This window comes from Streptomyces sp. NPDC093221, assembly GCF_044753885.1.
Lineage (GTDB): Bacteria > Actinomycetota > Actinomycetes > Streptomycetales > Streptomycetaceae > Actinacidiphila.
This window is the reverse complement of sequence record NZ_JBIVOA010000004.1, coordinates 132,628-157,365: the sequence shown is the minus strand read 5'-3', so window position 1 is coordinate 157,365 and position 24,738 is coordinate 132,628. Positions and strand designations below refer to the sequence as shown.

The following is a 24,738-nucleotide window of genomic DNA, read 5'->3' as shown; positions in this document are numbered from 1 at the left end:
GGAAAGCTCACCCACTCATCCGTTGTGTGCGCTGATTCAGGGTCCCGTTCCGTGAATCCACCGCGGCGGATTTCCGGCAACTCTTCAATTGCGCACAGGGGACTGGAAAGTGGGATGTCCATACCTCAGGACGATACGTGCGCACCGCGGCGACAGTGAAGCGTGGATGTCGGAACAGCCCTATTCGGAAAGCGGATCGGACCAGTTCAGAGCCGGGAGGCGGGGCACTGCCCGGACAACACCGCCGACCCGTATCGCATATGGGCCCGATCCGAATTCCGGATCCCGACTTCACGTCGGGAGCGGGGCTCAAGCCTGCTTGCCGAGCGCGGACAGATCATCGGTGGTGATGACGTCCGCCTGGCTCGGGAACACCTTCTCGGTCAGCACGCGGTGGACCTCCGGATCGGGGTCGCCGGTCGCGTCCTTGAGGACGTAGAGCCGGTAGTCCTCGTCGGCGGCGTGCCGCACGGTCGAGAGCACCACGCCCGAGGTGGAGAGCCCGGCGAGGACGAGGGTGTCGATCTCCTGGCCGAGCAGCGTCGGGTGGAGTCCGGTGGCGGCGGAGAACGCGCCGACCCTGACCTTGCGCACCACGATGTCGCCCTCCCGTACGTCGAGCGCGTCGTGCAGGTCCGCCTCCGGGCTGCCGTCGGCGAGGAACCCCTGCCGGGCGACGGGGGCGAAGGACTTGTTGCGGTCGGGCACGGCGGCGAAGTCCTCCGGCGCGAAGGCGACGCGGACGTGGACGACGCGGATGTCCAGCGAACGTGCCCAGGCCAGGGCCTGTTGGGCGCGGGCGAGCACGGCCTCGCCGTCGGGAACGGCGGCCAGGACCGCGGGCTGGAAGTCCATCAGCAACAGGGCGGTACGGGAGGCGACGACGGGCTGGGCGGGGGTGGTCATGTCGGTACTTTCTGAGAGACGCGGATCACCTGAGCGGTGCGGTTCAGCGGTGTGGTCGTGTCGGACGGGGGGATCGACCGCCGCCGCGGAGCCCTGTCGGACACCGGCCAGGTGGCGGTCGAAGACGGTCATGAGGAGGACGACGGCGCCGATGGCGACCAGCGACCACGAGATGCGGTGCAGGCCGGTGTCGTCGACGCGGCTGTGGAAGGCGATCCCGGTGATGGCCGCCGAGGCGATCGAGCCGATGTACCCGAAGGTGCGCAGCAGCCCCGAGGCCGTGCCGACGCTCTCGGGCGGGGACTCGCGGTAGAGGACCGTCTGGTTGGCCACGGTGCTCGCCCCCGAGGTGAGGCCGAACAGCGCGGTGACGGCGACGACGGCGGCGACCGGTGTGTGCGCCGTGAGCGGCAGGGCGGCCGCCGCGCCGAGCAGCAGCAGGACCGCGGAGCCGATCAGCACGCCCCGCACCGATGTGCGGCGCGAGGCGATCCGGGCCGTGACGGCCGACAGGGCGCCCATCGGGACGAGGACCAGGCCCGCCTGGTACGCGGACAGCCCGTGCGCGACCTCCAGCCACTGGGTCAGACCGTAGAGGATCACATAGGTGCCCATCAGCGTCAGCCCGTTGCGCAGATACGTGCGGGTCAGCGCGGGCTTCGAGGCGAGCAGCCGCACATCGAGGAACGGACGGGCGGCCCGCAGTTCCCAGGCGACGAGTGCTCCCGCCAGGACGACCGCGGCCGCCAGCGCGGTCCAGTCCGGCGTGGGCAGCCCGGTCAGGAAGACCAGGAGCGAGGTGAGGGCGCCCGCGAAGCCCGCCATGCCGACGACGTCGATGCGTACGGCCAGCTCGCGGGGTGAGCGGCCCCCGGCGCGGGCGGGGTCCTTGTCGATCCACAGCAGCGCCATCGCGAAGGCGGCACCGGCGGCCGGGACGTTGACCAGGAACGCGGTCTGCCACCCGAGCCCGCCGACGAGCAGCCCGCCCACGGCCGGCCCGATCGCCACGGTGGCCGCACCGGCGACCGCCAGACCGCCGAGGACGTTGCCCGGCGGATCCTGGAGACCGACCGCGGTCGCCCGGCGGCGGATCAGCAGCATCGCGGAGGGGTAGGCGGCGGACGTGCCCGCGCCGATCAGGACCCGGGAGAGCACCAGGACGGGCAGATTCCAGGCGATCGCGCCGATCACGCCCGCGGCGAGCACGATGAGCGTGCCGGTCAGGAACACCCGGCGCGGGCCGAACACCTCCGCCAGCCGTCCGGCCGCGGGCTGCGCTATCGCACTGGTCAGATAGAGGCTCGAAATCAGGATCGCGGTCCGCCCGACCGGTATGTCCAGCGAGGCGGCGATGGGGACCAGAGCCGTCGCGATCACCGAGCTGTTGACCGGATTGAGCGCGGCCCCCGTGTACAGCGGGGTCACGAAGCGCGCGCCGAAGGGCTTTCGCCGCCCGTCGCCGTGCGCCCCGCTGACGGGTACCGGTACGGCACCGCGTGCGATGACCTTCACCGCGTGACTCCTCTCGCTTCCCGCGCCCGCCGGTCCCCTGCCGCCCGCGTTCGGGCGTGGTCCAGGGCGGATCACAGCGGCCCCGAATAGGCAGGCTGCCTGTCGAATAGATTAGCAGGTTGCCTGCCTATCTGTGAGGGGTCCCCGTGCAGGGTCCTGCTCGGGTTCTCGTGCGAGGTCCCCGTGCGGGCTCAGGACCTGGCGAGGGCCCTGGTGGCATTCCGAACGGCCGCTGGGCGCGGCGGCCCGCGCCTTCATCAGGGCGGTGCTGCACGCACCCCGGCCGGAGGGACTCCTTCCCACCGCTGTGAATTGGGCCGTGCGCGACCACGGGAAACGGCCCATTCGCAGCCCGGATCCCCACTATCCGCTATCCGCCGTTGACAGTGGCCACAGCCGCGGGCGAGGTTGTCCGGCAGGGGCCGCCGCGACTGCCCGGAACAGCACGCAGAAGAGGCACGCGGCCGAAGAACACGCGGGAAAACGTGGACGTCACGCGGAAACGGAGTCGTCATGGGCAGTGTGCGGACCTACACCGATCTGGATGTCGCGGTGCGCAGCGACACCTCCGAGGTGGGGGAGGGCCCTGTCTTTGACCCCAGGACCGGCCGGCTGGTGTGGGTCGACATCTACGGCGGCACGGTCTACGAGGACGACCTGGCCACCGGGCGGCAGACCGTGACGGAGGTCGGTGTCATGGTGGGCGCGGTCGCGCCGCGGGCCCACGACGACGGGTTCGCCGCCGCCGTGGCCGGCGGATTCGGCTTCGTCGTCGACGGCGTGACCACCGTCGTCGACCCGGTCCTGCCGGAGCCGAACCTGCGGATGAACGACGGCAAGGTGGACGCCCGCGGACGGTTCTGGGCGGGCAGCAACGACATGCGGTTCGCCCCCGGCCAGGGACGGCTCCACCGCTGGGACGCAGACACCCCGAGCGTCGTCGTCGCGGACGGGCTGGTCCTGCCGAACGGACTGGGCTGGAACGCCGACAACACCGTGATGTACCTGGCCGACAGCTACGCCCGACTGCTCTACCGCAGCGCGTTCGACGCCGACTCCGGGGAACTGGGCGGCCTTGAGGTCCTGACGACGACCGAGGGCTCCGGGGTCCCCGACGGCCTGGCGGTCGACGTCGACGGCTGCTTCTGGACAGCCATGCACGGCGGCGCCGAGGTACGGCGCTACGACCCGGCGGGCCGCGTGATCGGACGCGTACCGGTGCCCGTCCCGCAGCCCACGAGCTGTGCCTTCGGCGCCGACGGCAGGCTGTACGTCACCTCGGCCCGCGAGGGCCTGTCCGCCGAGGATCTGGAGCGCTCCCCGCTGTCCGGCTCCGTCTTCGTCGTCGCCACGGACACGCGCGGCGTCCCCGTGGCGGCCTTCCGCGGCTGAGACGGGAAGGCCGCTCCGGGCGCGTACGGCGGCGGCTTCCGGGCGACCGGCTCAGGCCGTCGGCGGAAGGGGCCGTACGCTCGCCGGGAGCGGCGTGCGGCCCTGCGCGTTGAGGAAGGCGCAGACGGCCGCGTTGCTCGAACGCCGGCGGGGCCAGAACAGCGCGACGTCCCGGTGGGCGGTGGGCGACTCGATACGGCGGACGGTGAGACCGTCCGTCGTCGTTGTCTCCACGGCCAGTTGGTTGATGATCCCGATGCCGAACGCCGACCGGACAAGGGCGATGAGCGTGGCGGGATGATCGGTGAGATAGGCGATGTCCGCCTTCGACTCGTACTCCCCGAGCATGTGCCGCAGGTCGTAGCCGCCGCCCTCCTCCTCGGAACCGGCCGGATTGCCGATGAGGGGCCGGGAGAGGATGTCGTCCACGCGGACGGTCGCCTTGGTCGCCAGCGGATCGTTGTCCCGCATGACCGCGACGATGTCCTCCCGCCAGATCGTCCGGTGGCACAGCGTGGGCTCGCGCATCTTCGGCAGCGTCGGCCGGAAGGCGATGTCCACCGTGCCCGTCGCGACGGCCTCCTCCAACGTGGCCGCGGTCCCTTCCCAGAGCTCGACGGTGAGACCGGGATGGTCCGCCTTGAGGACCTGGAGGAGCGTCGGGAGATAGGTGGAGCTGACCGACGGGTAGCTGGCCACGGTGAGGTGGGCGACGATCTGGTCCTGCGTACTGCGGGCGGCGTCGACACCGCGCTGGAGTTCCTGGAGCGCCGCCCGCGCGTGACCGTAGAAGAGGTCACCCGCCTGCGTGGTGCAGACCGGGCGGGCCTTGCGGTCGAAGAGCGTGACCCCCAGGGCGTGTTCCAGCGCCGCTATGTGCGCGCTGACCCGCGACTGCGAGAGGTGCAGAGTATGCGTGGCGGTGCCGAATCCGCCCCGGTCGGCGACCGCGAGGAAGCTGCGCAGCCACGCTGTCTGCAGAGACATCGCGTCGCGGGGAACCGTCGTCCCCTGCTCGGACGGGACGTCGTTGTCACCTGTGGACAGGGTCACTGACGGTTCCTTTCGTGTGCGGCCAAATTACCCGATCGCCCCCCGGGCCACTACGGGCGTGCAGGACATCAATGCCTGATCAGCGCGGTCCGGCCGGGTACCGGGGCCGCCTCTCTCGGACGGCGTCGTCCGCGAGAGGCGGCCCCGGCGGACCCCGGACCGTCACTCCCCGGCGTACGGCCGGTCCCCTTCCGAGGACGGCTCACGCCGCGGTCAGGCCGCCGTCGACGATCAGCGCCGCGCCGTTGATGAAGCGGCCGTCCGGGCCCGCGACGAAGGCGATCGTGGCGGCGATCTCCTCGGGCGAGCCCAGCCGTCCGTCCAGTTGGCGGGCGGCCATCGCCTGCCGGGCCGCGAGCGGATCGGGGGCGTTCGCGACGATCTTGTCGATCCACTCGGTCGCGACGGTGCCGGGGCAGACCGCGACGCACCGGATGCCGTCCTTGGCGTGGTCCACCGCGATGGCCCGGGTCAGCCCGACCAGCCCCGCCTTGGAGGCGCAGTACGCGGCCCGCCGGGCGAGGCCGACCTGGCCCGCGACCGAGGCGACGTTGACGACCACGCCACCGCCGTTGTCGAGCATGAGCGGCAGCATCGCGCGGGTGGTGAGGAAGGGCCCGGTGAGATTGACCGACAGGACGCGGTCCCAGTCCTCGTCGCTGGTCTCCAGCACCGTCGCGGCGAGTCCGGTGCCCGCGACATTCACCAGCAGCGCGGGCGTCCCCAGCGTGACGGCGACTTCCCTGGTGACCGAGCCGACCGCGTCGGGATCGCGCAGGTCGACGGGGAAGGCGCGGGCCGTACCCCCCGCCTTCTCGATCTCCGCGCAGGTCCGCGCCAGGCCGTCGGCGTCGATGTCCAGCACCGCCAGGTCGTATCCCGTGCCCGCCAACCGGAGCGCCGTGGCCCGGCCGATGCCGGATGCCGCCCCGGTGACCACCGCGACCCGCTGCTCCCGGGCGCTCACGAGTACGCCAATCCGGGAAGCGCGCCGTCCATCGCGTACCCTCCGTCGACATCGAGACCGGCCCCGGTGGTGTAGCACGCCTCGTCGGACGCCAGGTAGCAGATGGCCGCCGCGATCCACTCGGGCGGCGCGATGCCCAGCGGCACGCGGGACTCCAGCGCCCGCTCGACGGCGGGTGTGTAGATCGGGTCGCTCATGCCGGTACGCACCGGCCCCGGCCGTACGCAGTTGACCGTGATGCGGTGCGGGGCGAGTTCGGACGCCATGGTCCGCGTCATCGCCTCGAGACCGCCCTTGGTCGCGGTGTACGGCGCGGCGCCCGGCTCGGAGACGACGGCGTGCACCGACGAGACGTTGACGACGCGTCCGGGAGTCTTCGTGTCGACCATCATCCGCGCCACCGCCTGGGCGAGGAAGAACGGCGCCGTCAGGTTCACCGCGAGGACGCGGTCCCAGTCGGCGCGGCTCACGTCGAGGAAGGGCGCGATGCGCAGGATGCCCGCCACATTGGCGAGCACGTCGACGCGCCCGAAGCGCGACCGCAGGGTATCGGTCAGGACGTCGGCGGCGTCCGCCGCCGCGACATCGAGCGTGAGCGTGCTCAGCCGGTCGCGGTCGGGCTCGGGCCACGGTGCGTCATGGCGGAGGTCGACCGCGAGCACCTGGGCGCCTTCGGCCAGCAGCCGCACGGCGGTGGCCCGGCCGATACCGGAGTTGGCGCCGGTGACCACCGCGACTTTGTGGGTGAATCTCATTGATTGCCTGCTTCTTCGTCCATGGGTCGAGTTGTTGAGTGAGGTACGGCGGCGGCGACGGCGGCGGTCAGGCGGTGGCCGACCGTGGGCGTACCCAGCGCACCAGACCGTCCCCGCAGGCGGCGACAAAGATGAGCGCGCCGGTCACCATCTGCTGGTCGTAGGAGGCCAGTCCGAGCAGGCTCATGCCGTTGGAGAGGAAGCCGAGGAACAGCACCCCTGTCGCGGTGCGCAGCAGGCTGCCCCGACCGCCGAACAGACTGGTGCCGCCGAGGACCACGCCGCCGACGACGTTGAGCAGCAGGGGGCTGCCCATGCTCGCTCCCGCCCCGGCCAGTTCCGAGGTCAGCACGACACCGGCCAGCGCCGAGAACAGACCGGCCACCGCGTACACGCTGGTCTTCATGAGGGGGACGTTGACCCCGTTGATCCGGGCGACCTCCTCGCTGGCTCCCAGCAGCAGGACCCGGCGGCCCCACGCCGTGCGCGTCAGGGCGACCTGTGCGACCACGTACAGCCCGACCGTCATCCACACGGCGTACGGCACACCGCCGGGCCCGTCGATGCTGAAGTCGACGAAACCGGTCGGGACGGGGGCGATCGTCCTGCCGTGGCTGAGCAGCGTCGTGGCGCCGCTGACGACGTACAGCGCCGCGAGCGTCACCGCGAACGGCACGACGGGCAGCCTGGCGACCAGCAGTCCGACCAGCACACCGATGGCCGCCCCGGTCAGCAGCGCGAATGTGATGCCCGCCGCGACACTGTCGGTCGTGGTGATGACCCACGCCCCCGCGACGCCGCTGGCGCCGATCACGCTCCCGGTGGACAGGTCGATGCCGCCGGTGAGGATCACGAAGGTCGCGCCGATGGCGGCGATCGCGACGACGGCCGACTGGCTGAACACATTGGTGATGTTCGACGACGTCAGCAGGCCGTCGGTGGTCAGGCTCAGGACGGCGATCAGCACGGCGAGGGCCGGCAGCATCGACAGATCGCCGAACCAGGCGGGACGACGGGCCGGATCACGCAGCCACGACAGGCGGCCCGGACGCGATCCGGTGTCGGCGGTCTCAGGCACCGCAACCCCACACCTGAGAGCTGACGGCCGCGAAGTTGGCCTGGTCGAGGGTCACGCCCGCGCTCTGGACCGTCTTGGGGTTGACGGGCCGCTTGGCCAGCGCCGTGGCGATCGACGCGACGGCCTCCTTGCCGAACTGGTCGACGCGGGTGGCTATGTCGGCGTCGAGGGTCTTGTCCTTGATGGCCTTGCAGCCGTTCTCGTCACCGTCGATCGTCACCAGGAACACATGCTTGGGGTCGCCGATCGGAGCCAGCCGCTTGGCGGTGGTGAGCGCCGACTGCACCGACGGCAGAAGGAAGTCCGACGGAACGAAGATCGCGTTGATGCCGGAGTCCTTCTGCAGCGCGTTGGAGGTGCCGTCCAGTGCCTGGGACGGGTCCCAGTTGGTGGGGACCCGGCTGACCACCGTGACGTCGGGGTTGCCGTCCAGCGTGTGGTCGAAGCCGTCCCTGCGGCCGATCGCGTTCTGGTCGGTGAGCGCGCCCACCAGCTCCAGCACCTTCAACGGCTTGGACTTGCCCGCCACGGCGAACTCGTCCGCCGCCAGCTTGCCGTCCGCCTTGGGGTCGCCGGTGATCTGGAACGTGACGTCCTGTACGTCGGCGACCGCCCGGTCGATGGTCACGAAGGGAACGCGGCGGGCCTTGGCCAGGCTGATCGAGGAGGCGATCTGCTTCCCGTCCTGCGCGATGACGATGAGCGCGTCGACCTTGCGGGTCTGGATCAGATCCTGGATCTGCGACGCCTGCTTCTGCGCGTCCTGGTCCGCGACGGAGAAGACGACCTTGTAACCGGCCGCTGCCGCCGCCTTCTCGATGGAGACCTTCTCCGAGGTGCGGATCGCGTTGAGCAGATCGAAACTGACCCCGATCGTGCCGTGCTTGCCCCCGGACGTCGATCCCGCCCCGGACTTCGAGGACGAGCCACAGGCCGTCAGCGCCAGGCAGGCCACGGCCGCGACGGCCGCGCATCTTGTGATCAGGTTCGGCTTCATCTGAGCTCCTTCAGTTTCGTTGCGCCGGCCTCCGCGGGCACGGTCCGGGGGCCGTCCGACGGAGAGGTACGGGTCGGACCGAACAGCCGGACCGGATTGCGCCACCGGACGGCGGCGGCGAGAACAGCGACGAGCAGAACGGCGCCCCGGACGATGTCGAAGACATAGGGAGAGGCCCCGGAGAACACCAGTCCGGTCTGCGCGGTCGTGAGGACGAGGGCGCCCAGGACGGTGCCGGTGATGCTGCCGCGGCCACCGAACAGACTCGTCCCGCCGAGGACGACGGCCGTGATGACCGTCAGTTCGTAGCCCTGGCCGATGGACGGCTGAACGGCGCCGAGGCGGCCGGTCTGGGTGAGGGACGCGAGCGCGGCCAGCAGCCCGGCCAGCGCGTACGCCCCGACGGTCACCCATTTCACCGGCAGGCCCGCGTTGACGGCGGCGTCGCGGTGGGAACCCACCGCCTGGAGATACCGGCCGAACAGCGTGCGGCTGAACACCCAGCCCCCGCCGAGCGCCGCGGCCGCGGCCAGCCAGACCGGCGCGGGAACCCCCAGCACCGCCGATGTGCCGATGTCCCGCAGATTCGCCGGGAGGTTGATGTTCTGCTGGCCGGTGATATGACCCCCGGCGCCGCGGAACACCTGGAGAGTGGCGAGGGTGACGATGAGGGCGGGCACCCGGCTCGTCGCGACCGCGGCGCCGTTGAGCAGCCCCATGCACACCCCCGCCGCGGCGACGGCGAGGAACACCACGCCCGCGGGCCTGCCGATCAGGGCGTCGCTGGACTCGACGGCGGCGGCCAGGAACAGCATCGAGCCGACGGACAGGTCGATTCCCGACGTGATGACCACGTAGGTCGCGCCGACCGCGGCGATGGTCAGGGGACTCGCCTGTACGGCGATGTTGCGGAAGTTCGCCGTACCGGCGAAGCCGTCGTAGGACACCGACAGAACGATCAGCAGCACCGCCAGCACGGGCAGCAGCGGCTGTCGCCGCACCAGCGTGCGGGGGCCGTCGTACAGCCACGAAGGGGTTCTCATCGGACGCCGCCCGTGGCGAGCCTGATCACCGTTTCCTGAGTGGCCTGGGACCTGTCGAGAATGTCAACCAATCTGCCGTCGTGCATGACCCCGACACGGTGGCTGAGGCCGAGCACTTCCTCCATTTCCGAACTGATGAGCAGGATGGACGATCCGCTGTCGGCCAGATCGATGAGAAGACGGTAGATTTCCGCCTTGGCGCCGACGTCGATTCCCCGGGTCGGCTCGTCCAGAATGATCAGACGTGGTTTCCTGGCAAGCCACTTGCCGATGACGACTTTCTGCTGGTTTCCGCCGCTGAGTGAATTCCCGCCGGATTCCAGGCCGCCGCGGGCGACGAGCCCGACCTTGGCGGCGAGTTCCTGGGCCAGACGCCGTTCGGCCCGGTGGTCCAGCCAGCCGCCCTTTCGCGCGGCGGAGACCGAGCCGAGGTCGACATGGGAGAGACTTTCCCGAATGGGCCGCTCCAGAAAGAGCCCTTCGTGCGCGCGGTCCTCGGTGACGAACGCGATTCCGGCCGCGATGGCCGCGCGGACGTCGCCGCGGCGCAGCGGCTGCCCCGCGATCTTGATGCGCCCGGTCCTGCCGCCGAGCCCGAAGACGGCCCTGGCGACCTCGGTGCGACCGGAGCCCATCAGCCCCGCGAGCCCGAAGATCTCGCCCTTGGCGATGTCGAACGAGACCCCGCTGACGCGTGCGTCGTCGTCGAGGTCCCGCACCGAGAGCATGGTCTCGGACCGCGGACGCGGCAGCGCCGGGTATCCCCGGGCGAGTTCGCGTCCCACCATGAGGGCTTCGAGCGCGCTGCGGTCCAGTTCGCTCGTCGGGCGGTCGCCGACGACCTGTCCGTCCCGCATCACCACGATGCGCTGGCTGAGCCGCGCGATCTCCTCCAGGTAGTGCGAGATGTAGAGAACCGCCACTCCGTCGGCGCGCAACTGCTCGATGATCCGCATGATCAGTTCGCGTTCCGCGAGGTTGAGCGAAGCGGTCGGCTCGTCGAAGACGATGGCCCGCGGTTCGGTGGCCAGCGCCTTGGCGATCTCCACCAACTGCCGCTGCCCGGCGGACAGGTCCCGTACGAGCGCCTCCGGGCCGAAGCGCGCGCCGACGCGGTGCAGGACGGGGGCCGCGAGCCGCTTGAGGCGTCCTGGCCTGACGGTCAGCGAGCGGCCGTCGCGCAGCCGGCCGATGAGGATGTTCTCGGCGACCGTGAGATCCGGGAAGAGACTGGTCTCCTGGTGCACCGTGGCAACACCTGAGCGCTTTCTCGCAGCGCCCGTTCCGGCCGCCGCACCGCCCGCCGCACCCGCCTTGTCGGCGTCGGCGCCGGGCCCGCCGAAGTCGACCCGCCCGGTGTCGGGACGCAGGATGCCGCCGATGATGTTCTTCACCGTGGATTTCCCCGCACCGTTTTCACCCGCCAATGCGACGACTTCGCCGCCCGATACGGTGAAGGACACATTGCGGACCGCCGCGACACCGCCGAACGACTTCGACACATTGCGCACCACGATCGCCGGCGCCCCGCCCGTCATCCTCGGCTCGCAATTCCGGCAGACATGTTTCCTCCGTGAAGTGATGGGGACGTCCCGGTACACCTGATCTGACGCCCCGGTACACCTGATCTCCGGACGCCGTATATCGGCCTGTCAGGATGCGGATGACGCTAAGGCCAAGAGTCGTGCGTGTGAAGTTCGTGTTTCGGGAGGCGTCAATCCGTTAAGCGAATGGCCCGGAGCGGCGGCTTCCGCCGTCCCCCGGGCGGTGCCGCCGCCCGCCGGCTCGGCGAGCGCCGCCGGCCACGGGGTGGAGTCTCCGCGACCGGCGGCGCATGTGCCCGGCAGGCGTCCTCGTCACAGGAGCTGCCATTTCTGGTTGGTGCCGTTCCCGCAGGACCAGAGCTGGACGTTCTGGGCGCTGTAGAGGTCGGCGTCCAGGCAGAGGTGCGAGTCGACGCCGCGGACCGTGCCGTCGGAGAAGAACAGCCACTGCTGGTTGGCGGTGCCCAGACAGTCATGGCTGATGACATGAGTGCCGTTGGTCTTGCCGAAGCCCTGGGCGTCCAGGCACTTCGTCCCGTTGTAGACGCTGATCGCGCCGTTGGACTGGCGCGTCCACTGCTGGTTGTCGCCGGCGCCGCAGCCCGCCACCTGGAGCTGGACGTCATTGACGTGGGACGCGCCGGGGACGTCGAGGCACGCGGTGTACCCGACATCGCGCAGCCGGGTCGTGCTCGCGCCGGACGCGCCCCAGGCGTATTCGAGGCGGTTGACGGCCGTCTGGTTCGGGACCCACAGCGGCAGATTCTGGGTGCCGCCGCCGTACGCGCTGTAGAGCCTGAGGATGTTCAGCGAGTCGTGGTCGGAACTGGTGGTCCTGCCGCCGATGCCGTGGCACCAGATCGTGCCCAGGTTGTACTGGCGGGCGACATCGGTGACGGCCCGCAGGAAGGCGACTTCCTTGGGCGTGGTGCTGCTGGGCGTGGCGTCGTAGTTGATGCCGTTGTCGGCGTCGGCGCCGAACTCCTCGATGACGGTGCGCGAGGAGCAGTTGCCCATGTAGGTCTTGATGTCGTTGACCCAGTCGCTGTACGACCGCGCGCCGTAGGGGAAGGCGTAGCGGTGCATCGCGAGATAAACCCCGTTGAAACGGGAGTCGTTGCACAGCGGCCTGAGGTCGCTTCCCCAGCCGCCGCCGTCGGCCTGGGCGCCCTCGATGAACATCCGGCTCCTGGGCAGCCCGGCCGCGCTCGCCCGGGCGATCCAGTTGGCGGCGAAGTCGAGCCACTGGGGCGTGGTCATGCCGACGGGCTCGTTCATCGGGTCGAAGGAGATGAGCGGATTGCTCAGATACCGGGCGATCTCCGTGTCCCACATCTGATTCCAGGTGGGCAGATAAGCGCTGGTTATCGTGTTGCTGCCGTCCTCCGACCAGTAACAGAGAATGACCTTGAAGCCCTTGGCCGTCGCCGCGTCGATCACGGCGTTGTAGGTGTTCCAGTTGACCGTGGCGGGATTCATCGGCAGCCGCACCGTGTTGGCGCCCAGAGTGCTCTGGAACGCGGCGAACATACCGTCGGCCTTGGTCCTGGCGGAGTTGTAGTCGTCGTTGGCCGACAGGCCCTGGAGCACGAGCCTGTCGAAGGTGAAGTTGTCCCCGAGGCGCGACCAGTGCACGCCGTGGAACTGGCTGGGGTTCAGGGGGGTTTCGGCGGCGGTGGCCGATGTCGCGGCGGTCACCGTCATCAGCGGGACCACGGTGAGCATGGCCAGGGCGGTCAGCACCCAGGTCAGCAGACGGCGGCTCATACGGGGTGGAGCGGGTGCGATCACCATGGGGTGGGGGGGTGACATGACGTCCTCTCCGGCGTGGCGCGAATTGCTGAACACGGCCCGACGTGGGCGGCAACGCGCCGTCGACAAGTTGGGGATGAACGTATCGACGCCTCCCATCTGCGTCGATCGCGTCTTTCGGAAGGCGGTCATCCGCGGGACGAATAGCGGGAGTTCTCGACGGTCGGGCCTCCGATAAATCCGCACCCGTTATGCGAATGGCGGCCATTCGGAATGCGAAATGCCCGCTATTCGGCGCGACCGCGCCGCGTCACCGGGGCCGTACGGGACCCGGCGGAGGGGACGCGGCGGCCCCGCGCGCGGATCTGTCCGGCGGCCCGCCGACGACACCCCCCCTGGACACCCGTGCCGGGGCGCGGCGAGGATGGCCGTCGAAGATCCAGCAGCAGGAGGAAGCCCGATGACCGCTCACCCGCTGCCCGTCAGCAGCCCGGCCGCGCAAGGCGTCGACGCCCGCGCAGTCCAGGCGTTCCTCGACGCGATCGAGGCGGCGCCCGGTGTCGAACCGCACGGCCTGATGATCCTGCGGCACGGCCGCGTGGTCGCCTCCGGCTGGTGGGCTCCCTTCACCGCCGACCGGCCGCACCGGCTCTACTCGATCAGCAAGAGCTTCACCGGATCGGCCGTCGGCTTCGCCATCGACGAGGGACTGCTGGACCTGGACGCCCGGGTCATCTCCTACTTCCCCGAATTCGACGCCGACATCACCGATCCCGGAAGCCGCGCCATGAAGGTGCGGCACATCGCCTCCATGGCCAGCGGTCACCTGTCCGAGACCGTGGTCCAGGCGCACGCGATCGACGCGGAAGAGCCCGTCCGCGGCTTCCTGCTGATCCCGCCGGACCGCGAGCCGGGCTCGGTCTTCGCGTACAACCAGCCCACCACGTACACCCTCGGCGCCATCATCCAGCGCGCCACCGGACAGACGCTGACCGAGTACCTGCGGCCCCGGCTGCTCGATCCGCTCGGCATCGGCGAGACGCTGTGGGAGCGCGACAGGGCGGGCCGCGAGCTGGGCTACAGCGGGCTGCACGCCGCCACCGACGCGGTCGCCCGGCTCGGCCAGCTCTACCTCGACAAGGGCGTGTGGGAGGGCGAGCAGCTCCTTCCGGCGTCCTGGGTCGCGCAGGCGACCCGCGCGCACGTCGACAACGGCGACGGCTCGCCCGAGGCGCGGAACTCCGACTGGGCGCAGGGATACGGCTTCCAGTTCTGGATGTCGCGCCACGGCTACCGCGGTGACGGGGCGGTCGGGCAGTTCTGCGTCGTGCTGCCCGAGCAGGACGTGGTGATCGCGATCACCGCGAACACCGATCTCATGCAGTCCGTGATGGACATGATCTGGGAGCACCTGCTGCCCGCCTTCGGGCCGGAGCCGGTGAGCGCCGCGGGGCAGGACGCGGAGGAGAGCGCCGAGGACGCGGCGCTGCGCGAGCGGCTGTCCCGGCTCGTCCTCCCGACGGTCGAGGGGGAGGCGGCGCCCGCCGACACCGAGGCGTGGTCCGGGGTGCGGTTCGCGCCGCGCGACGGCGAGGCCGAGGCCCAACCGAGCCTGACGGCGGTGGAGTTGACAGCCGACGCCGACGGCTGGATCCTCACGCTCGACCAGGCGAAGAACGACAAAGAGCCGCCGTTCGCGCTGCGCTTCGCCGGGACCGGCTGGGCGGTCGCCGAACGGCCCGCCGTCCCCGTACCGACCGCGGTCAGCGCGGGCTGGACCGACGCCGACACCTTCGTCGCCGAGCTGGGATTCCTGGAGACCCCGCATCACTTGACGCTCACGTGCTCGCTCGCCGCCCGCGACTTCACGGCGGCCTGGCACGGGAAGCCGCTTCGTCCGACACCGCTCAGCTCGTTCGGCGCGCCCCGCTGACCGCGCCGCGTCCGGCCCGGCGGCGAGGCCGCGTCCTCACTCGCTGACGGCGGAGACCTTCGACGGAGGCGGTGCGGCGGGGACGGCGGGCGCGTCCGGAACGCCGCCGTCCCGCCGGTCCCACAGCGCCAGCAGCGGCGTGGCCATCACCGTGGTCACCAGCGCGACCAGGACGAGCACGGTGAACATCGACCGCGTCACCACGCCCTCCGCCAGCCCGACGTTGATGGCGATGAGCTGCATCAGCCCGCGCGCGTTCATCAGCGTGCCGACCCGCAGCGCCACGGGACCGCTCTGCCCGGCGAGCCTGGCGGCCAGCCAGCACGCGCCGAACTTCCCGACCACGGCGGCCAGCGTGCAGCCCGCGGCGAACAGCAGCAGCGTCGGGTCGGTCAGCAGCCCGGTGTCGGTGTTCAGCCCGGAGTACGTGAAGAACAGCGGCAGCAGCAGGACGCGGCTGACCGGCGCCGCGGCCTCCAGCGTACGGTCGATCCTCGGCGCCCTCGGATACGCGACGCCCAGGCTGAAAGCGCCGAAGACCGCGTAGAGGCCGATCCGGTCGGTGTACCAGGCCGCCAGGCACAGCAACAGCAAGGTCACCAGCAGCAGTTGATCCGAGGGCAGCCGCTCCGCGATCCGGATCGCGGGACCGCGCAGCCGCACCAGTGCGAACAGCACCACCGCGAGACCGGCCGCGCCCGCCACCGCGAGCACGACGGGCCCGGAGGTGCCGCGCGACAGGCTGAGGACGCCCGCCAGCAGAATCCACGCGACGACGTCGTCCAGCGCGCCGGCCGCGAGCGAGATGGTGCCGAACGCCGTGTCGGTCAGGCCGCGTTCGGTGATGATCCTGGCCAGCATGGGGAACGCGGTGATCGACAGTGTGACGCCGACGAAGGGCGCGGCCACGTACATCGGCACACCGGCGGGAGCGGTGTGCACTGAATCGCGCACGGCCCACACCAGCGCGGTGCCCAGTGCCAGCGGTACGAGAATCCCGGCCGTCGAGATCAGCGCGGCGGGTCTGGCCACCGGTTTGATCCGGTCGACGCGGAATTCGTACCCCGCCTGGAACATGAAGAGCACCAGACCGAGTTGCCCGGCCACGTACAGCACGGGCCGCAGGTCGGCGGGGAAGACGGCGTGCTCCCACGAGGGGGCGACGAGGCCGAGTACGGAGGGACCGAGGAGCACGCCCGCGATCATCTCGGCCACGACGGGCGGCTGGGCGAGCGGGCGCAGCGCCCAGGCGGCGATCCGGCAGGTGAGGAGGATGACGACGACGGCGAGCAGGAAGGCGGGGCCGAGCGCGGTCGCGGACATGGCGGGCTGCCCTTCGGCGGGTGCGGATTCATGGGGGGAGGCAGTGCCTGTGACTGCCGGGGTCAGTGGGGGTGAGGACAGCGGTCCGCGGGCCCGCCGGACGCGTCGTCGTCCGGGCCGTGACCGCCCGGACGCGCGCCGGTCAGCGGGCGGCCCTGCGTGTCGTGCGCGGCGAACCACCGCTCTGTCGGCCGCTGCCGCCGCGCGTCCAGCACCATCCAGGTGCCGAAGGCCAGTTGGAGCAGACTGCGGCCGACGTCCTCCCAGCGGTCGCGGACCCGCAGGAACGCTCGGACGGCGAAGATCCGGTACCGCGGCAGCGGCCGGTCGCGGCGCACCAGCAGGCAGGGCGCGCGGTGCGGGATGGAGCGGGTGTGCGACACCGCGGTGTGCAGGGTGAAGCGGGCCAGCACCTCGCGGGTCGCGGCCCGCATGATCAGCGGGGCGAGCCGCCAGGCGGGACACGGCCGGTTCGCGGCCACCCCGAAGGGGATGTGGTGCGCGTGCTTGGCGGACGTCCGATTCCACCGCTCCGGGTCGAACGTGTCCGGATCGGCGTACCCCGTCGCGTGGTAGGCGGGATAGTCGAAGCACAGCACCGTGCCCGCCGGATAGCGCGCGCCGCCGCCGAGGTCGATCTCCTCGGCCGTGACGCGGTGCGCGATGCCGAACAGCGGGTACATCCGCAGCGTCTCGTTCATCACGTGGGACAGGTACCGGTCGTCCTCGGGGTGGTCCGCCAGCCGCTGCTGGACGTCGGATTCCGCGGCGAGCATCAGCAGCAGATGCGCCATCGCCTCCGACATCTGCACGACCGCGGTGTTGAAGAAGGTGCCCTGGAGGTAGTGCGCGCGGTCCTTCGGCGACGCCAACTCCGCGGGCAGCGCGTGCGGTACGTCCCCCGCGGCCAGCCTGCGCAGCAGGTAGCGGGTCAGCCGCTCGCGCCGCCGCATGTGCCGAAGGCGGGTGTTCTTCAGGGAGTTGATGACGTCCTCGGCATTGGCCACGATGAGCCGGCGCGCGTGCGGCGGGCACGGCTCGCGGAAGACCAGCCCGTAGAAGAACTCCGCCCAGACCGGCATCATCAGATCCCGCAGCCGCACCAACGCGGCGTCGCCCGGCACGAGTTCGTCCAGCACCCGCGCCGTCCGCCGGGCCGCGGCCGCGGCGAGTTCGGCGCTGGTCCCGGCGAGGATCGCGGCGGTGGTCCGGGCGACGGCGTCGTAGCGGGGCCCCGGCTCCAGATGCTCCTGGTGGACCTCGGGACCGGGGGAGAGCCAGTACCAGAACAGATCGGACAGTGCCGCGCCCTTGCTGCGACCGCTGGCGGCCGGATGCTCGTACAACTCGGTGAAGCGGTCAGCGGCCACCTCCGGGTTGGGGACGACCACGCCCTCCGGGCCGTTGATCCGGGCGAAGACCCTCACCCGCAGGGCGATGACGGTCCGCGGCAGCCAATAGGGGACGGACAGCGCGAGCGCCGCCGCCCCGGCGCGCCTCAGCACGCCCTCGCCCCCCGCGCCACGACCTGATCGCGTGCCGGGCCGCGGCAGTCGGCGCTGCCGCAGAGCGTCAGCACATGCGCCAACTCGGCCCGCAACTCCTCCAGTACGGCGGTCACGCCCGCCTCGCCGTCCGCCGCGAGGCCCCACAGCACGGGCCTGCCGATGCCGACCGCCGCCGCGCCGAGCGCCAGCGCGACCACCACGTCGCAGCCGCCGCGCACTCCGCCGTCCAGCAGCACGGGGACGCGCCCGCCGACCGCGTCGGCCACCGCGGGCAGCGCCTCGACGGTGGCCGGTGCCGCGTCGAGCTGACGGCCGCCATGGTTGGAGACGATCAGCGCCTGTACGCCCTCGTCGACCGCGCGCCGGGCGTCGGCGGGGTGCAGAACGCCCTTCAGCACGACCGGCAGGCCGGTGACGTCCCGCAGGCGGCGCAGGTCGTCCCAGGACAGGGCCGGTGACATCGCGATGTCGCGGGTGCGACCGGGCGGCGTGCCGGGCAGATCCCGCATGTTCTCGGCGGCCAGTCCCGGCGGCAGGTCGTGGAAGCCGTTGCGCTCGTCCCGGCCGCGGCGGCCGAAGACCGGCGAGTCCGCCGTGACGACCAGCGCCGTACAGCCCGCCTTCTCCGCGCGCCGGACGAGCGCGGTGGTGACCTCGGCCTCCGGCTGGAGGTAGAGCTGGAACCACACCACGGCGTCGGACCGCACCGAGCGGGCGGCGGCGGTGACCTCGTCCACGGCGGTGGTGGCCGCCTGCGAGGTGATCAGTACGGTGTCGGCCGCCGCGGCAGCGCGCGCCGTGGCGCGTTCGCCGTCCGGATGGGCCAGCCGGTGGAAGGCGGTGGGGGAGACCACCACCGGCATCGACGCCCGGCCGCCGGGCAGCGACACGTTGGTGTCCGGGTGGCCCGTGCCGGTCAGCACGCGGGGCAGCAGGGCCAGCCGGGCGAAGGCGCGTTCGTTCTCGGCCAGGGCGGTCTCGGTGCCCGCGCCGCCCTCGTAGAAGTCCCAGTGGACCGGGTCGAGTCGGGCACGGGCTCTGTCCCGCAGCGCCGACAGCACCCCGTTCACGACGGGTCGGCGGCGGGGACGGGGGCGTCACCCGTGACGGGATGGTCCGTCAGAAAGCGGACGAGCGGGGCGCGGTGGACCTCCTCGCTGTCCCACTCGTTCTCCAGATTCTCCGTGATGTGGTGCTCCGCGACCGGCTTGCCGTTCTCGAACAGCCGCACCACCGGGTGGAGATAGCGGCCGTCGAGCCCGGCGGTCGCCTGCTGCGACACCCGGCCCACGGAGATGTCGAACGGATTCACCTTGTCGTGGTCGGCGCCGTATTCGAGGGTGACCGTCAGATAGCGGCCGACGTCTCCGAAGACGCCGTCGCCGACCGCCTGGTGGAGATGGTCGACCGGCACTTCCTCGTGATAGCCGACCGATTCGCCCGACGGTCCTCGGGAGGCGATGACCGCGTCGCCGAGGAAACCGAAGAGCTGCCACAGGGCGGAGCTGCGGTTCACCCGCTCGATCACCGCTTCGGCGATCGTCCCGGGGAGTCCGGCGGGGTCGGCGGGGTCGGTGCGGTCGGTGCGATCGGTGCGGTCGCCGGGACCGGCGGGATCGGCGGCCAGTTCCCGGCGCGGCCACGGCCGGTCGTGGTAACGCTGTTCCAGGATGCGGTGCAGCGCGCGGACACCGTAGCGGAAGCCGTGAATGAAACCGCTGGTGGACTTCTTGAAATCCCGCACCTGGGTGATCGTGCCAGCGAAATACAGATCGGGTACGTTCGGGGATTCCCAGGCGTCCGTCTGCGCCGGGAATCTGTCCTTGATGGTCAGTTCCGGGCGGCATTCCTCGGCGAAGACCGAGGCGTCGAAGCGGAAACCGGTGGCAAGGATAACCCGGTCGTAGGTGATCTCCTTGACCACCTCGTTCACCCGCGCGAATTTCACCGGGACCCGGTAGGGGCCGTCCTCGCCGTCCCTGCTGATGCGCATGATCTCCCCGTCGAGCAGGGCATTTTGCGACTTGAGCTGATACGTGTCCAGGAAATTGTTGTTCACCGCCCGCAGATGCCCCACGAAATGGGTCTGCCAGGCGAGCCGCAGCGAGCCGGGTCCCGCCACATGGATGACCGAGGCCGTCTCGATGAGGTTGTCGGCGGTCTCGAAGGCCGAATTGCCCCGCCCGATGATCAGTACCCGCTGCCCGGTGAACCCGGCCGGGTCGACCGGCATCAGGTCGTACCGCTCGGCCAGTTCCACGCCCTCGATGGGCGGGATGTAGGGACGGGACACGCCGGTCGCCATGATCAGCCGCCGGGCCCTGCGGACGGTGCCGTCCTGGTCCACGGTCTCGAAGTCCCCGCGCGGACCGCCGCCCTGCGCCGGTCGCCGGGAGATACGGGTGATCCGCGTGCCGTAGCGGATTCGCAGGCGGTGGGTGTCGGCGAAGTCGGCGAGATAGCCGACCATGTCGTCGGCGTCGGGGAAGTACCGGGGCGTGACCGCGGTGAACAGCGGCGAGCCCTCGTCGGACAGCAGTGAGTTCCAGTCGGTGCGCAGATTCAGCTCGGGATCGTCCCAGCCGGTGTGCACCTTGTTGATGGATATGAGTTTCCTGTGTCTGGGAAACCTCGTGAAGAAGGTGCCGGGAGCCGCGCCCGCCTCGACGACCAGATAGTCGCGTCCCGCGCGTTCCAGGAAATATGCCGCCTGGATTCCCGCGGGTCCCGCACCGACGACGAGGTAATCGATCCGCTCTTCTCCGGACACTGGGCCTCCCGGCTCCTGAGATGGACGGAGTCACCGTAGTTGAGAGTTAAAGGAGACATCTATAGGCAGGGATGTGATCCATATCACATGCCGGTCCTTGGTCTTCGGGCGGATAATTTCAGCTTCGGCGCAAGTGCCCGACGTGTGCCGTGCGAGCCGTGCATACATATGCCCGCCGAGGTTTCCCTCCCGGCATTTCAGTTGTCCGCGGCCGAAACGCGACCCCCGTGACCGCCCCACCGGATCGGAGAGCGCCGTGAACAATCCGGCCGAATCGGTATTTCCCCAGCCACTCGTGGACGCTTTCCTGCGCGATCCGGGCACCCCGGCCTTCGAATTCCGGTCACATCCCGTCAGCCGCGGCGAGGTGCTCGACCTCGTACGCCGCTGCGTCGCGGGACTGCGGGCGGCCGGACTCGGACCCGGCGGGGGAGTGGCCGTCACCACCGCCGTCACCCCGCGCGGCTTCGCCGCCCAGATCGCCGCCCACCTGCTGGGATGCCGCGTCACAGGGCTGCGCCCCGGACTGACGCCGAGCCAGCTCGCCCATGTGCTGTCCACCGGAATCGACGCGGTCGTCGCCGACGACTCGACCGCGACCCCCGCGCTCCTGGCGGCGGCGGGCACCCGCCCCGTACTCGACGTGGACCGCGACCTGTCGGCCGCACCGGCGGACACATCGCCCGACGCCCTGACCGCGCACGGCCGCCCCGACGACATCGGCCTCATCACCCTGACCAGCGGCAGCACCGGCCACCCCAAGGGCTGCGCCCAGACCTACCGCGCGCTCAGCGAACACTGGTCGTGGCAGCCCGCGCGGTGGAGCGCGACCACCGCCCGACTCGCCGCCGGTTACCGCCGCTACCTCGTCTTCGGCACCCTCACCAGCGCCGTCATGCTCGAACACCTCTCCCTGTGTCTGCTCGACGGCGGCACCGCCGTGATCCCCGAACCCCCGCTCACCTTCCCGGAGATCTGGCAGCGCCACCGCATCACCGCCTGCCTGTGCACCGTCCCCCGGCTCTACCAGATCCTCGACACCCTGCGCACCGAGGACATCGACACCAGCAGCCTGCGCGTCCTGCTCGTCGCGGGCTCACCGCTGCCGCCGCACCGGCTCGCCGAGGCCGCCGACCGGCTCGGCCCCGCCGTCCACCAGGGGTACGGGCAGACCGAGACGGGCATGCTCGCGCTCCTCACCCCCGAGGATGTGGCCGAGCGGCCGGAGCAAGTGACGGACTCGGTCGGCCGGCCGATGCCCGGCGTCGATGTCAGCGTGCGCGATCCCCAGGGGCGCCCCGTGCGGCCGGGCACACCCGGCGAGATCTGGGTCCGCAGCGCGGGCGCCATGTCGCGCTACTGGCAGGACGAGGAACAGACCCGCGAGGTGGTGAGCGACGGCTGGATCCGCACCCGCGACCTCGGCACCCTCGCGGACGACGGCTATCTGCGGCTGGTCGGCCGCGCCCGCGACGTCATCTTCGTCAACGCGATCCTGCACTACGCGGGAGCGATCGAGTCCGCGCTCGCCGCCCACCCGGACGTCGACCAGGCTTATGTGGTCGGGGCACCCGACGAGACGACCGGTGAGGCCGCCCACGCCTTCGTCGTACCCGTCGTGGGACGCACGCCGACCGCCGACGTCCTGCGCGGCGCCGTGCGCGCCGAGTTGGGCGAGGCGGCCGTGCCCGCCACCGTCACCGTGCTGGACGCGATGCCGGTCGCCCCCAGCGGCAAGCCCGACAAGCGGGCCCTGCTGGCGCTCCTCCCCGGTGCGCACGGTGTCCCGGGTCCGCCCGGCGCCCCGGTGACGACGACCGGCTGAGCGGACTCGCGCCCGCCCGGCCGTCAGTCCACCCGGCCGTCAGCCCGCCCGGCCGGCCGTCAGTCCACCGGGCCGGGCGTTCGGCTCGCCGCTCAGTCGGTTCAGTCGGTGCGCGGACGGATCAGTACGGTCATCGACTGCGCGTGCACCGGCACCACCGCGTTGGCCTGGATGCCCGGTCCGTCCGGGCCGCCCGTGTCGGATTCGACGGCGGTGTCCACGACGATCTGCCAGCCGTCGCCGAAGGCACCTGCGGGGACGGTGAAGTCCACTTGCTCGTCATGGCTGTTGACCAGGACGAGGAAGGAGTCGTCGGTGACGCGCTCGCCGTGCGGGCCGGGCTCGGGGATGCTGTCGCCGTTGAGGAAGGCGCCCACCGCGTGCGCGTCCTCACGCAGCCAGTTGGCCTCCTCCATCTCGCGGCCGTCCGGGCGGAACCAGACCAGATCCGGCGTGCCCTTGCCGTCCCCGCCGCGGAAGAAGCGCCGTCGGCGCAGCACCGGATGCCGGGAGCGCAGGGCGATGACGCGCTGGGTGAACGCCAGTAGATTGCGCCGGGGTTCGTCCAGGTCCCAGTCCACCCAGGCGATCTCGTTGTCCTGGCAGTAGACGTTGTTGTTGCCGAGCTGGGTGCGGCCCAACTCGTCGCCGTGGGCCAGCATCGGCACGCCCTGGGACACGAAGAGCGTGGCGAGGAAATTGCGCTGCTGCCGGGCCCGCAGGGCCAGGATCTCCTTGTCCTCCGTCCGGCCCTCGGCGCCGCAGTTCCACGAACGGTTGTTGCTGTCCCCGTCGTTGCCGTTCTCGCCGTTGGCCTCATTGTGCTTGTCGTTGTACGAGACCAGGTCGCGGAGGGTGAAACCGTCGTGGGCGGTGACGAAGTTGACGCTGGCGCGCGGGCGACGGCGGCTGCCCTCGTACAGGTCGGAGGAGCCGGTCAGCCGGGAGGCGAACTCCGGCAGGGTGGAAGGGGCGCCACGCCAGAAGTCCCGTACCGAGTCACGGTACTTGCCGTTCCACTCACTCCACAGAGCGGGGAAGTTGCCCACCTGGTACCCGCCGTCGCCGACGTCCCAGGGCTCGGCGATGAGCTTGACGCGGCTGATCACCGGGTCCTGCTGCACCAGGTCGAAGAAGGCGGACAGCCGGTCCACCTCGTGGAACTGCCGGGCCAGCGCGGACGCCAGGTCGAACCGGAAACCGTCGACATGCATCTCGGTCACCCAGTAGCGCAGCGAGTCCATGATGAGTTGCAGCACGTTGGGGTGCCGCATCAGCAGGCTGTTGCCGGTGCCGGTGGTGTCGAAGCAGTGCCGCGGGTCGTCGTCCACCAGCCGGTAGTACGAGGCGTTGTCGATACCGCGGAAGGAGAGCGTCGGGCCGAGCTCGCTGCCCTCCGCGGTGTGGTTGTACACCACGTCGAGGATCACCTCGATGCCCGCCTGGTGCAGGGCCTTGACCATCTCCTTGAATTCGGTGACCTGTTGACCGCGCGTGCCACTGGAGGAGTACGCGTTGTGCGGCGCGAAGAAACCGATGGTGTTGTAGCCCCAGTAGTTCGACAGACCACGGTCGCGCAGATGGCCGTCCTGCACGAATTGGTGCACCGGCATCAATTCGACGGCGGTGACGCCCAGTTCGGTCAGGTGCTCCACGATCGCCGGATGCGCCATTCCCGCGTAGGTGCCGCGCAGCTTCTCCGGCAACGCCGGGTGACGTACCGTCAGGCCCTTGACGTGCGCCTCGTACAGTACCGACTCGTGGTACGGCCGCTTCGGCAGATGGTCCTCGCCCCAGTCGAACGCCGGGTCGGCGACCACCGAGAGCATGGTGTGGCCGAGGCTGTCGGCGGTGTCGGGCTCGTCCGAGCCGTCGTCGCGGTAACCGAGCAGCGACCGGTGGCTGTCGGGCTGGCCGTCGATGGCCTTCGCGTACGGGTCCACCAGCAGCTTCGCCGGATTGCACCGGTGCCCGCTGTCCGGCCGGTACGGGCCGTGCACGCGATATCCGTACGCCTGGCCGGGACCGACGCCCGGAAGATACGCGTGCCAGACCGATCCGTCCACCGACGCCAGCGGGGTGCGTTGTTCACGCCCGCGCGCGTCGATGACGGCCAGATCGACTTTCTCCGCCACTTCCGAGAAGAGGGCGAAATTGGTGCCTGAGCCGTCATAGGTCGCGCCCAGGGGATACGGAAGTCCGGACCATTTCTGCATTCGCCGAAGCTAACCGCTCCGCGGCACGACGGCGCCGACGCACGCCGCGTCCGTACGGGTGACACCGCGCCCGCGCCCCTAACGTCGAGCCCGCGCCTATGAGCGCGCGCCCGCGTCTATGAGACCGCGCCCGTGCCTATTCCGCCGAGGCCGCGCCTACA

18 protein-coding genes are annotated in these 24,738 nt (G+C 70.8%); 4 read left to right on the top strand and 14 right to left on the bottom strand.

What is annotated here, in order from left to right; translation table 11 throughout:
- Positions 1–309: 309 nt before the first annotated feature.
- Entirely contained in the window at positions 310–2,421 is a 2,112-nt protein-coding gene (locus tag ACIQCJ_RS17580) for an MFS transporter (RefSeq protein WP_402711843.1), read from the bottom strand.
- Between the two features lie 513 nt (positions 2,422–2,934).
- Here ACIQCJ_RS17580 and ACIQCJ_RS17575 point away from each other — a divergent pair.
- Entirely contained in the window at positions 2,935–3,813 is an 879-nt protein-coding gene (locus tag ACIQCJ_RS17575) for an SMP-30/gluconolactonase/LRE family protein (RefSeq protein ID WP_402711842.1), read from the top strand.
- Between the two features lie 51 nt (positions 3,814–3,864).
- On the opposite strand, the gene ACIQCJ_RS17570 is transcribed toward ACIQCJ_RS17575, so the two are convergent.
- From ACIQCJ_RS17570 to ACIQCJ_RS17540, 7 genes are all read right to left on the bottom strand, one after another.
- Positions 3,865–4,800, bottom strand: coding sequence for a LysR family transcriptional regulator (locus tag ACIQCJ_RS17570; RefSeq protein WP_401312504.1), 936 nt, complete (start codon positions 4,798–4,800; stop codon positions 3,865–3,867).
- A 268-nt stretch (positions 4,801–5,068) separates the two neighbouring features.
- On the bottom strand, positions 5,069–5,833 hold the full coding sequence (locus ACIQCJ_RS17565; protein WP_402711841.1) for an SDR family NAD(P)-dependent oxidoreductase: 765 nt from the start codon (positions 5,831–5,833) through the stop codon (positions 5,069–5,071).
- Positions 5,830–6,588, bottom strand: a complete 759-nt coding sequence (locus ACIQCJ_RS17560; protein ID WP_402711840.1) for an SDR family NAD(P)-dependent oxidoreductase — start codon at positions 6,586–6,588, stop codon at positions 5,830–5,832. The genes ACIQCJ_RS17565 and ACIQCJ_RS17560 overlap by 4 nt, the downstream gene beginning before the upstream one ends.
- A 67-nt stretch (positions 6,589–6,655) precedes the next feature.
- Positions 6,656–7,666 carry an ABC transporter permease gene (locus ACIQCJ_RS17555; protein WP_391049893.1) on the bottom strand — a complete coding sequence of 337 codons (1,011 nt, stop codon included), beginning with the start codon at positions 7,664–7,666 and terminating at the stop codon, positions 6,656–6,658.
- Positions 7,659–8,663, bottom strand: coding sequence for a sugar ABC transporter substrate-binding protein (locus ACIQCJ_RS17550; protein WP_402711839.1), 1,005 nt, complete (start codon positions 8,661–8,663; stop codon positions 7,659–7,661). The genes ACIQCJ_RS17555 and ACIQCJ_RS17550 overlap by 8 nt, the downstream gene beginning before the upstream one ends.
- A complete protein-coding gene (locus ACIQCJ_RS17545) occupies positions 8,660–9,706 on the bottom strand; it encodes an ABC transporter permease (protein ID WP_402711838.1) in 1,047 nt (348 codons plus the stop codon). Before ACIQCJ_RS17545 ends, ACIQCJ_RS17550 begins: the two co-directional genes overlap by 4 nt.
- On the bottom strand, positions 9,703–11,169 hold the full coding sequence (locus ACIQCJ_RS17540; RefSeq protein WP_402712124.1) for a sugar ABC transporter ATP-binding protein: 1,467 nt from the start codon (positions 11,167–11,169) through the stop codon (positions 9,703–9,705). Before ACIQCJ_RS17540 ends, ACIQCJ_RS17545 begins: the two co-directional genes overlap by 4 nt.
- Here ACIQCJ_RS17540 and ACIQCJ_RS17535 point away from each other — a divergent pair.
- The gene (locus ACIQCJ_RS17535) at positions 11,087–11,311 is read left to right on the top strand and encodes a hypothetical protein (RefSeq protein WP_402712145.1); all 225 of its coding nucleotides are present in this window, start codon (positions 11,087–11,089) and stop codon (positions 11,309–11,311) included. The genes ACIQCJ_RS17540 and ACIQCJ_RS17535 overlap by 83 nt on opposite strands.
- Before the next feature lie 251 nt (positions 11,312–11,562).
- On the opposite strand, the gene ACIQCJ_RS17530 is transcribed toward ACIQCJ_RS17535, so the two are convergent.
- Positions 11,563–13,017 (bottom strand): ricin-type beta-trefoil lectin domain protein, encoded by a 1,455-nt coding sequence (locus tag ACIQCJ_RS17530; protein WP_391161825.1) that lies wholly within the window; start codon positions 13,015–13,017, stop codon positions 11,563–11,565.
- Positions 13,018–13,462: 445 nt separating this feature from the next.
- On the opposite strand from ACIQCJ_RS17530, the gene ACIQCJ_RS17525 reads away from it, so the two are divergent.
- Complete coding sequence (locus tag ACIQCJ_RS17525; protein ID WP_402711837.1) at positions 13,463–14,935, top strand: serine hydrolase domain-containing protein; 1,473 nt, start codon at positions 13,463–13,465, stop codon at positions 14,933–14,935.
- Positions 14,936–14,971: 36 nt separating this feature from the next.
- Here ACIQCJ_RS17525 and ACIQCJ_RS17520 read toward each other — a convergent pair whose 3' ends face one another.
- The 4 genes from ACIQCJ_RS17520 to ACIQCJ_RS17505 form a co-directional block, all read right to left on the bottom strand.
- Positions 14,972–16,258, bottom strand: coding sequence for a cation:proton antiporter (locus tag ACIQCJ_RS17520; protein WP_355349063.1), 1,287 nt, complete (start codon positions 16,256–16,258; stop codon positions 14,972–14,974).
- A gap of 62 nt (positions 16,259–16,320) precedes the next feature.
- A complete protein-coding gene (locus ACIQCJ_RS17515; protein WP_402711836.1) occupies positions 16,321–17,763 on the bottom strand; it encodes a cytochrome P450 in 1,443 nt (480 codons plus the stop codon).
- Positions 17,757–18,836 carry an alpha-hydroxy acid oxidase gene (locus ACIQCJ_RS17510; protein WP_402711835.1) on the bottom strand — a complete coding sequence of 360 codons (1,080 nt, stop codon included), beginning with the start codon at positions 18,834–18,836 and terminating at the stop codon, positions 17,757–17,759. The genes ACIQCJ_RS17515 and ACIQCJ_RS17510 overlap by 7 nt, the downstream gene beginning before the upstream one ends.
- On the bottom strand, positions 18,833–20,536 hold the full coding sequence (locus ACIQCJ_RS17505) for an NAD(P)-binding domain-containing protein (RefSeq protein WP_402711834.1): 1,704 nt from the start codon (positions 20,534–20,536) through the stop codon (positions 18,833–18,835). The genes ACIQCJ_RS17510 and ACIQCJ_RS17505 overlap by 4 nt, the downstream gene beginning before the upstream one ends.
- Positions 20,537–20,831: 295 nt before the next feature.
- Here ACIQCJ_RS17505 and ACIQCJ_RS17500 point away from each other — a divergent pair, with 295 nt between their 5' ends.
- The gene (locus ACIQCJ_RS17500; RefSeq protein WP_402711833.1) at positions 20,832–22,361 is read left to right on the top strand and encodes a class I adenylate-forming enzyme family protein; all 1,530 of its coding nucleotides are present in this window, start codon (positions 20,832–20,834) and stop codon (positions 22,359–22,361) included.
- Between the two features lie 101 nt (positions 22,362–22,462).
- On the opposite strand, the gene glgX is transcribed toward ACIQCJ_RS17500, so the two are convergent.
- Positions 22,463–24,577, bottom strand: a complete 2,115-nt coding sequence (gene glgX, locus ACIQCJ_RS17495; protein ID WP_402711832.1) for a glycogen debranching protein GlgX — start codon at positions 24,575–24,577, stop codon at positions 22,463–22,465.
- Positions 24,578–24,738 lie beyond the last annotated feature (161 nt).

Bases quoted from the DNA above. Each gene is read 5' to 3' on its own strand.
- ACIQCJ_RS17560 (WP_402711840.1), bottom strand. From the start codon at position 6,588: ATGAGATTCACCCACAAAGTCGCGGTGGTCACCGGCGCCAACTCCGGT.
- ACIQCJ_RS17530 (WP_391161825.1), bottom strand. From the start codon at position 13,017: ATGAGCCGCCGTCTGCTGACCTGGGTGCTGACCGCCCTGGCCATGCTC.
- glgX (WP_402711832.1), bottom strand. From the start codon at position 24,577: ATGCAGAAATGGTCCGGACTTCCGTATCCCCTGGGCGCGACCTATGAC.
- ACIQCJ_RS17525 (WP_402711837.1), top strand. From the start codon at position 13,463: ATGACCGCTCACCCGCTGCCCGTCAGCAGCCCGGCCGCGCAAGGCGTC.
- ACIQCJ_RS17550 (WP_402711839.1), bottom strand. From the start codon at position 8,663: ATGAAGCCGAACCTGATCACAAGATGCGCGGCCGTCGCGGCCGTGGCC.
- ACIQCJ_RS17520 (WP_355349063.1), bottom strand. From the start codon at position 16,258: ATGTCCGCGACCGCGCTCGGCCCCGCCTTCCTGCTCGCCGTCGTCGTC.
- ACIQCJ_RS17535 (WP_402712145.1), top strand. From the start codon at position 11,087: ATGATGTTCTTCACCGTGGATTTCCCCGCACCGTTTTCACCCGCCAAT.
- ACIQCJ_RS17575 (WP_402711842.1), top strand. From the start codon at position 2,935: ATGGGCAGTGTGCGGACCTACACCGATCTGGATGTCGCGGTGCGCAGC.
- ACIQCJ_RS17570 (WP_401312504.1), bottom strand. From the start codon at position 4,800: ATGTCTCTGCAGACAGCGTGGCTGCGCAGCTTCCTCGCGGTCGCCGAC.
- ACIQCJ_RS17545 (WP_402711838.1), bottom strand. From the start codon at position 9,706: ATGAGAACCCCTTCGTGGCTGTACGACGGCCCCCGCACGCTGGTGCGG.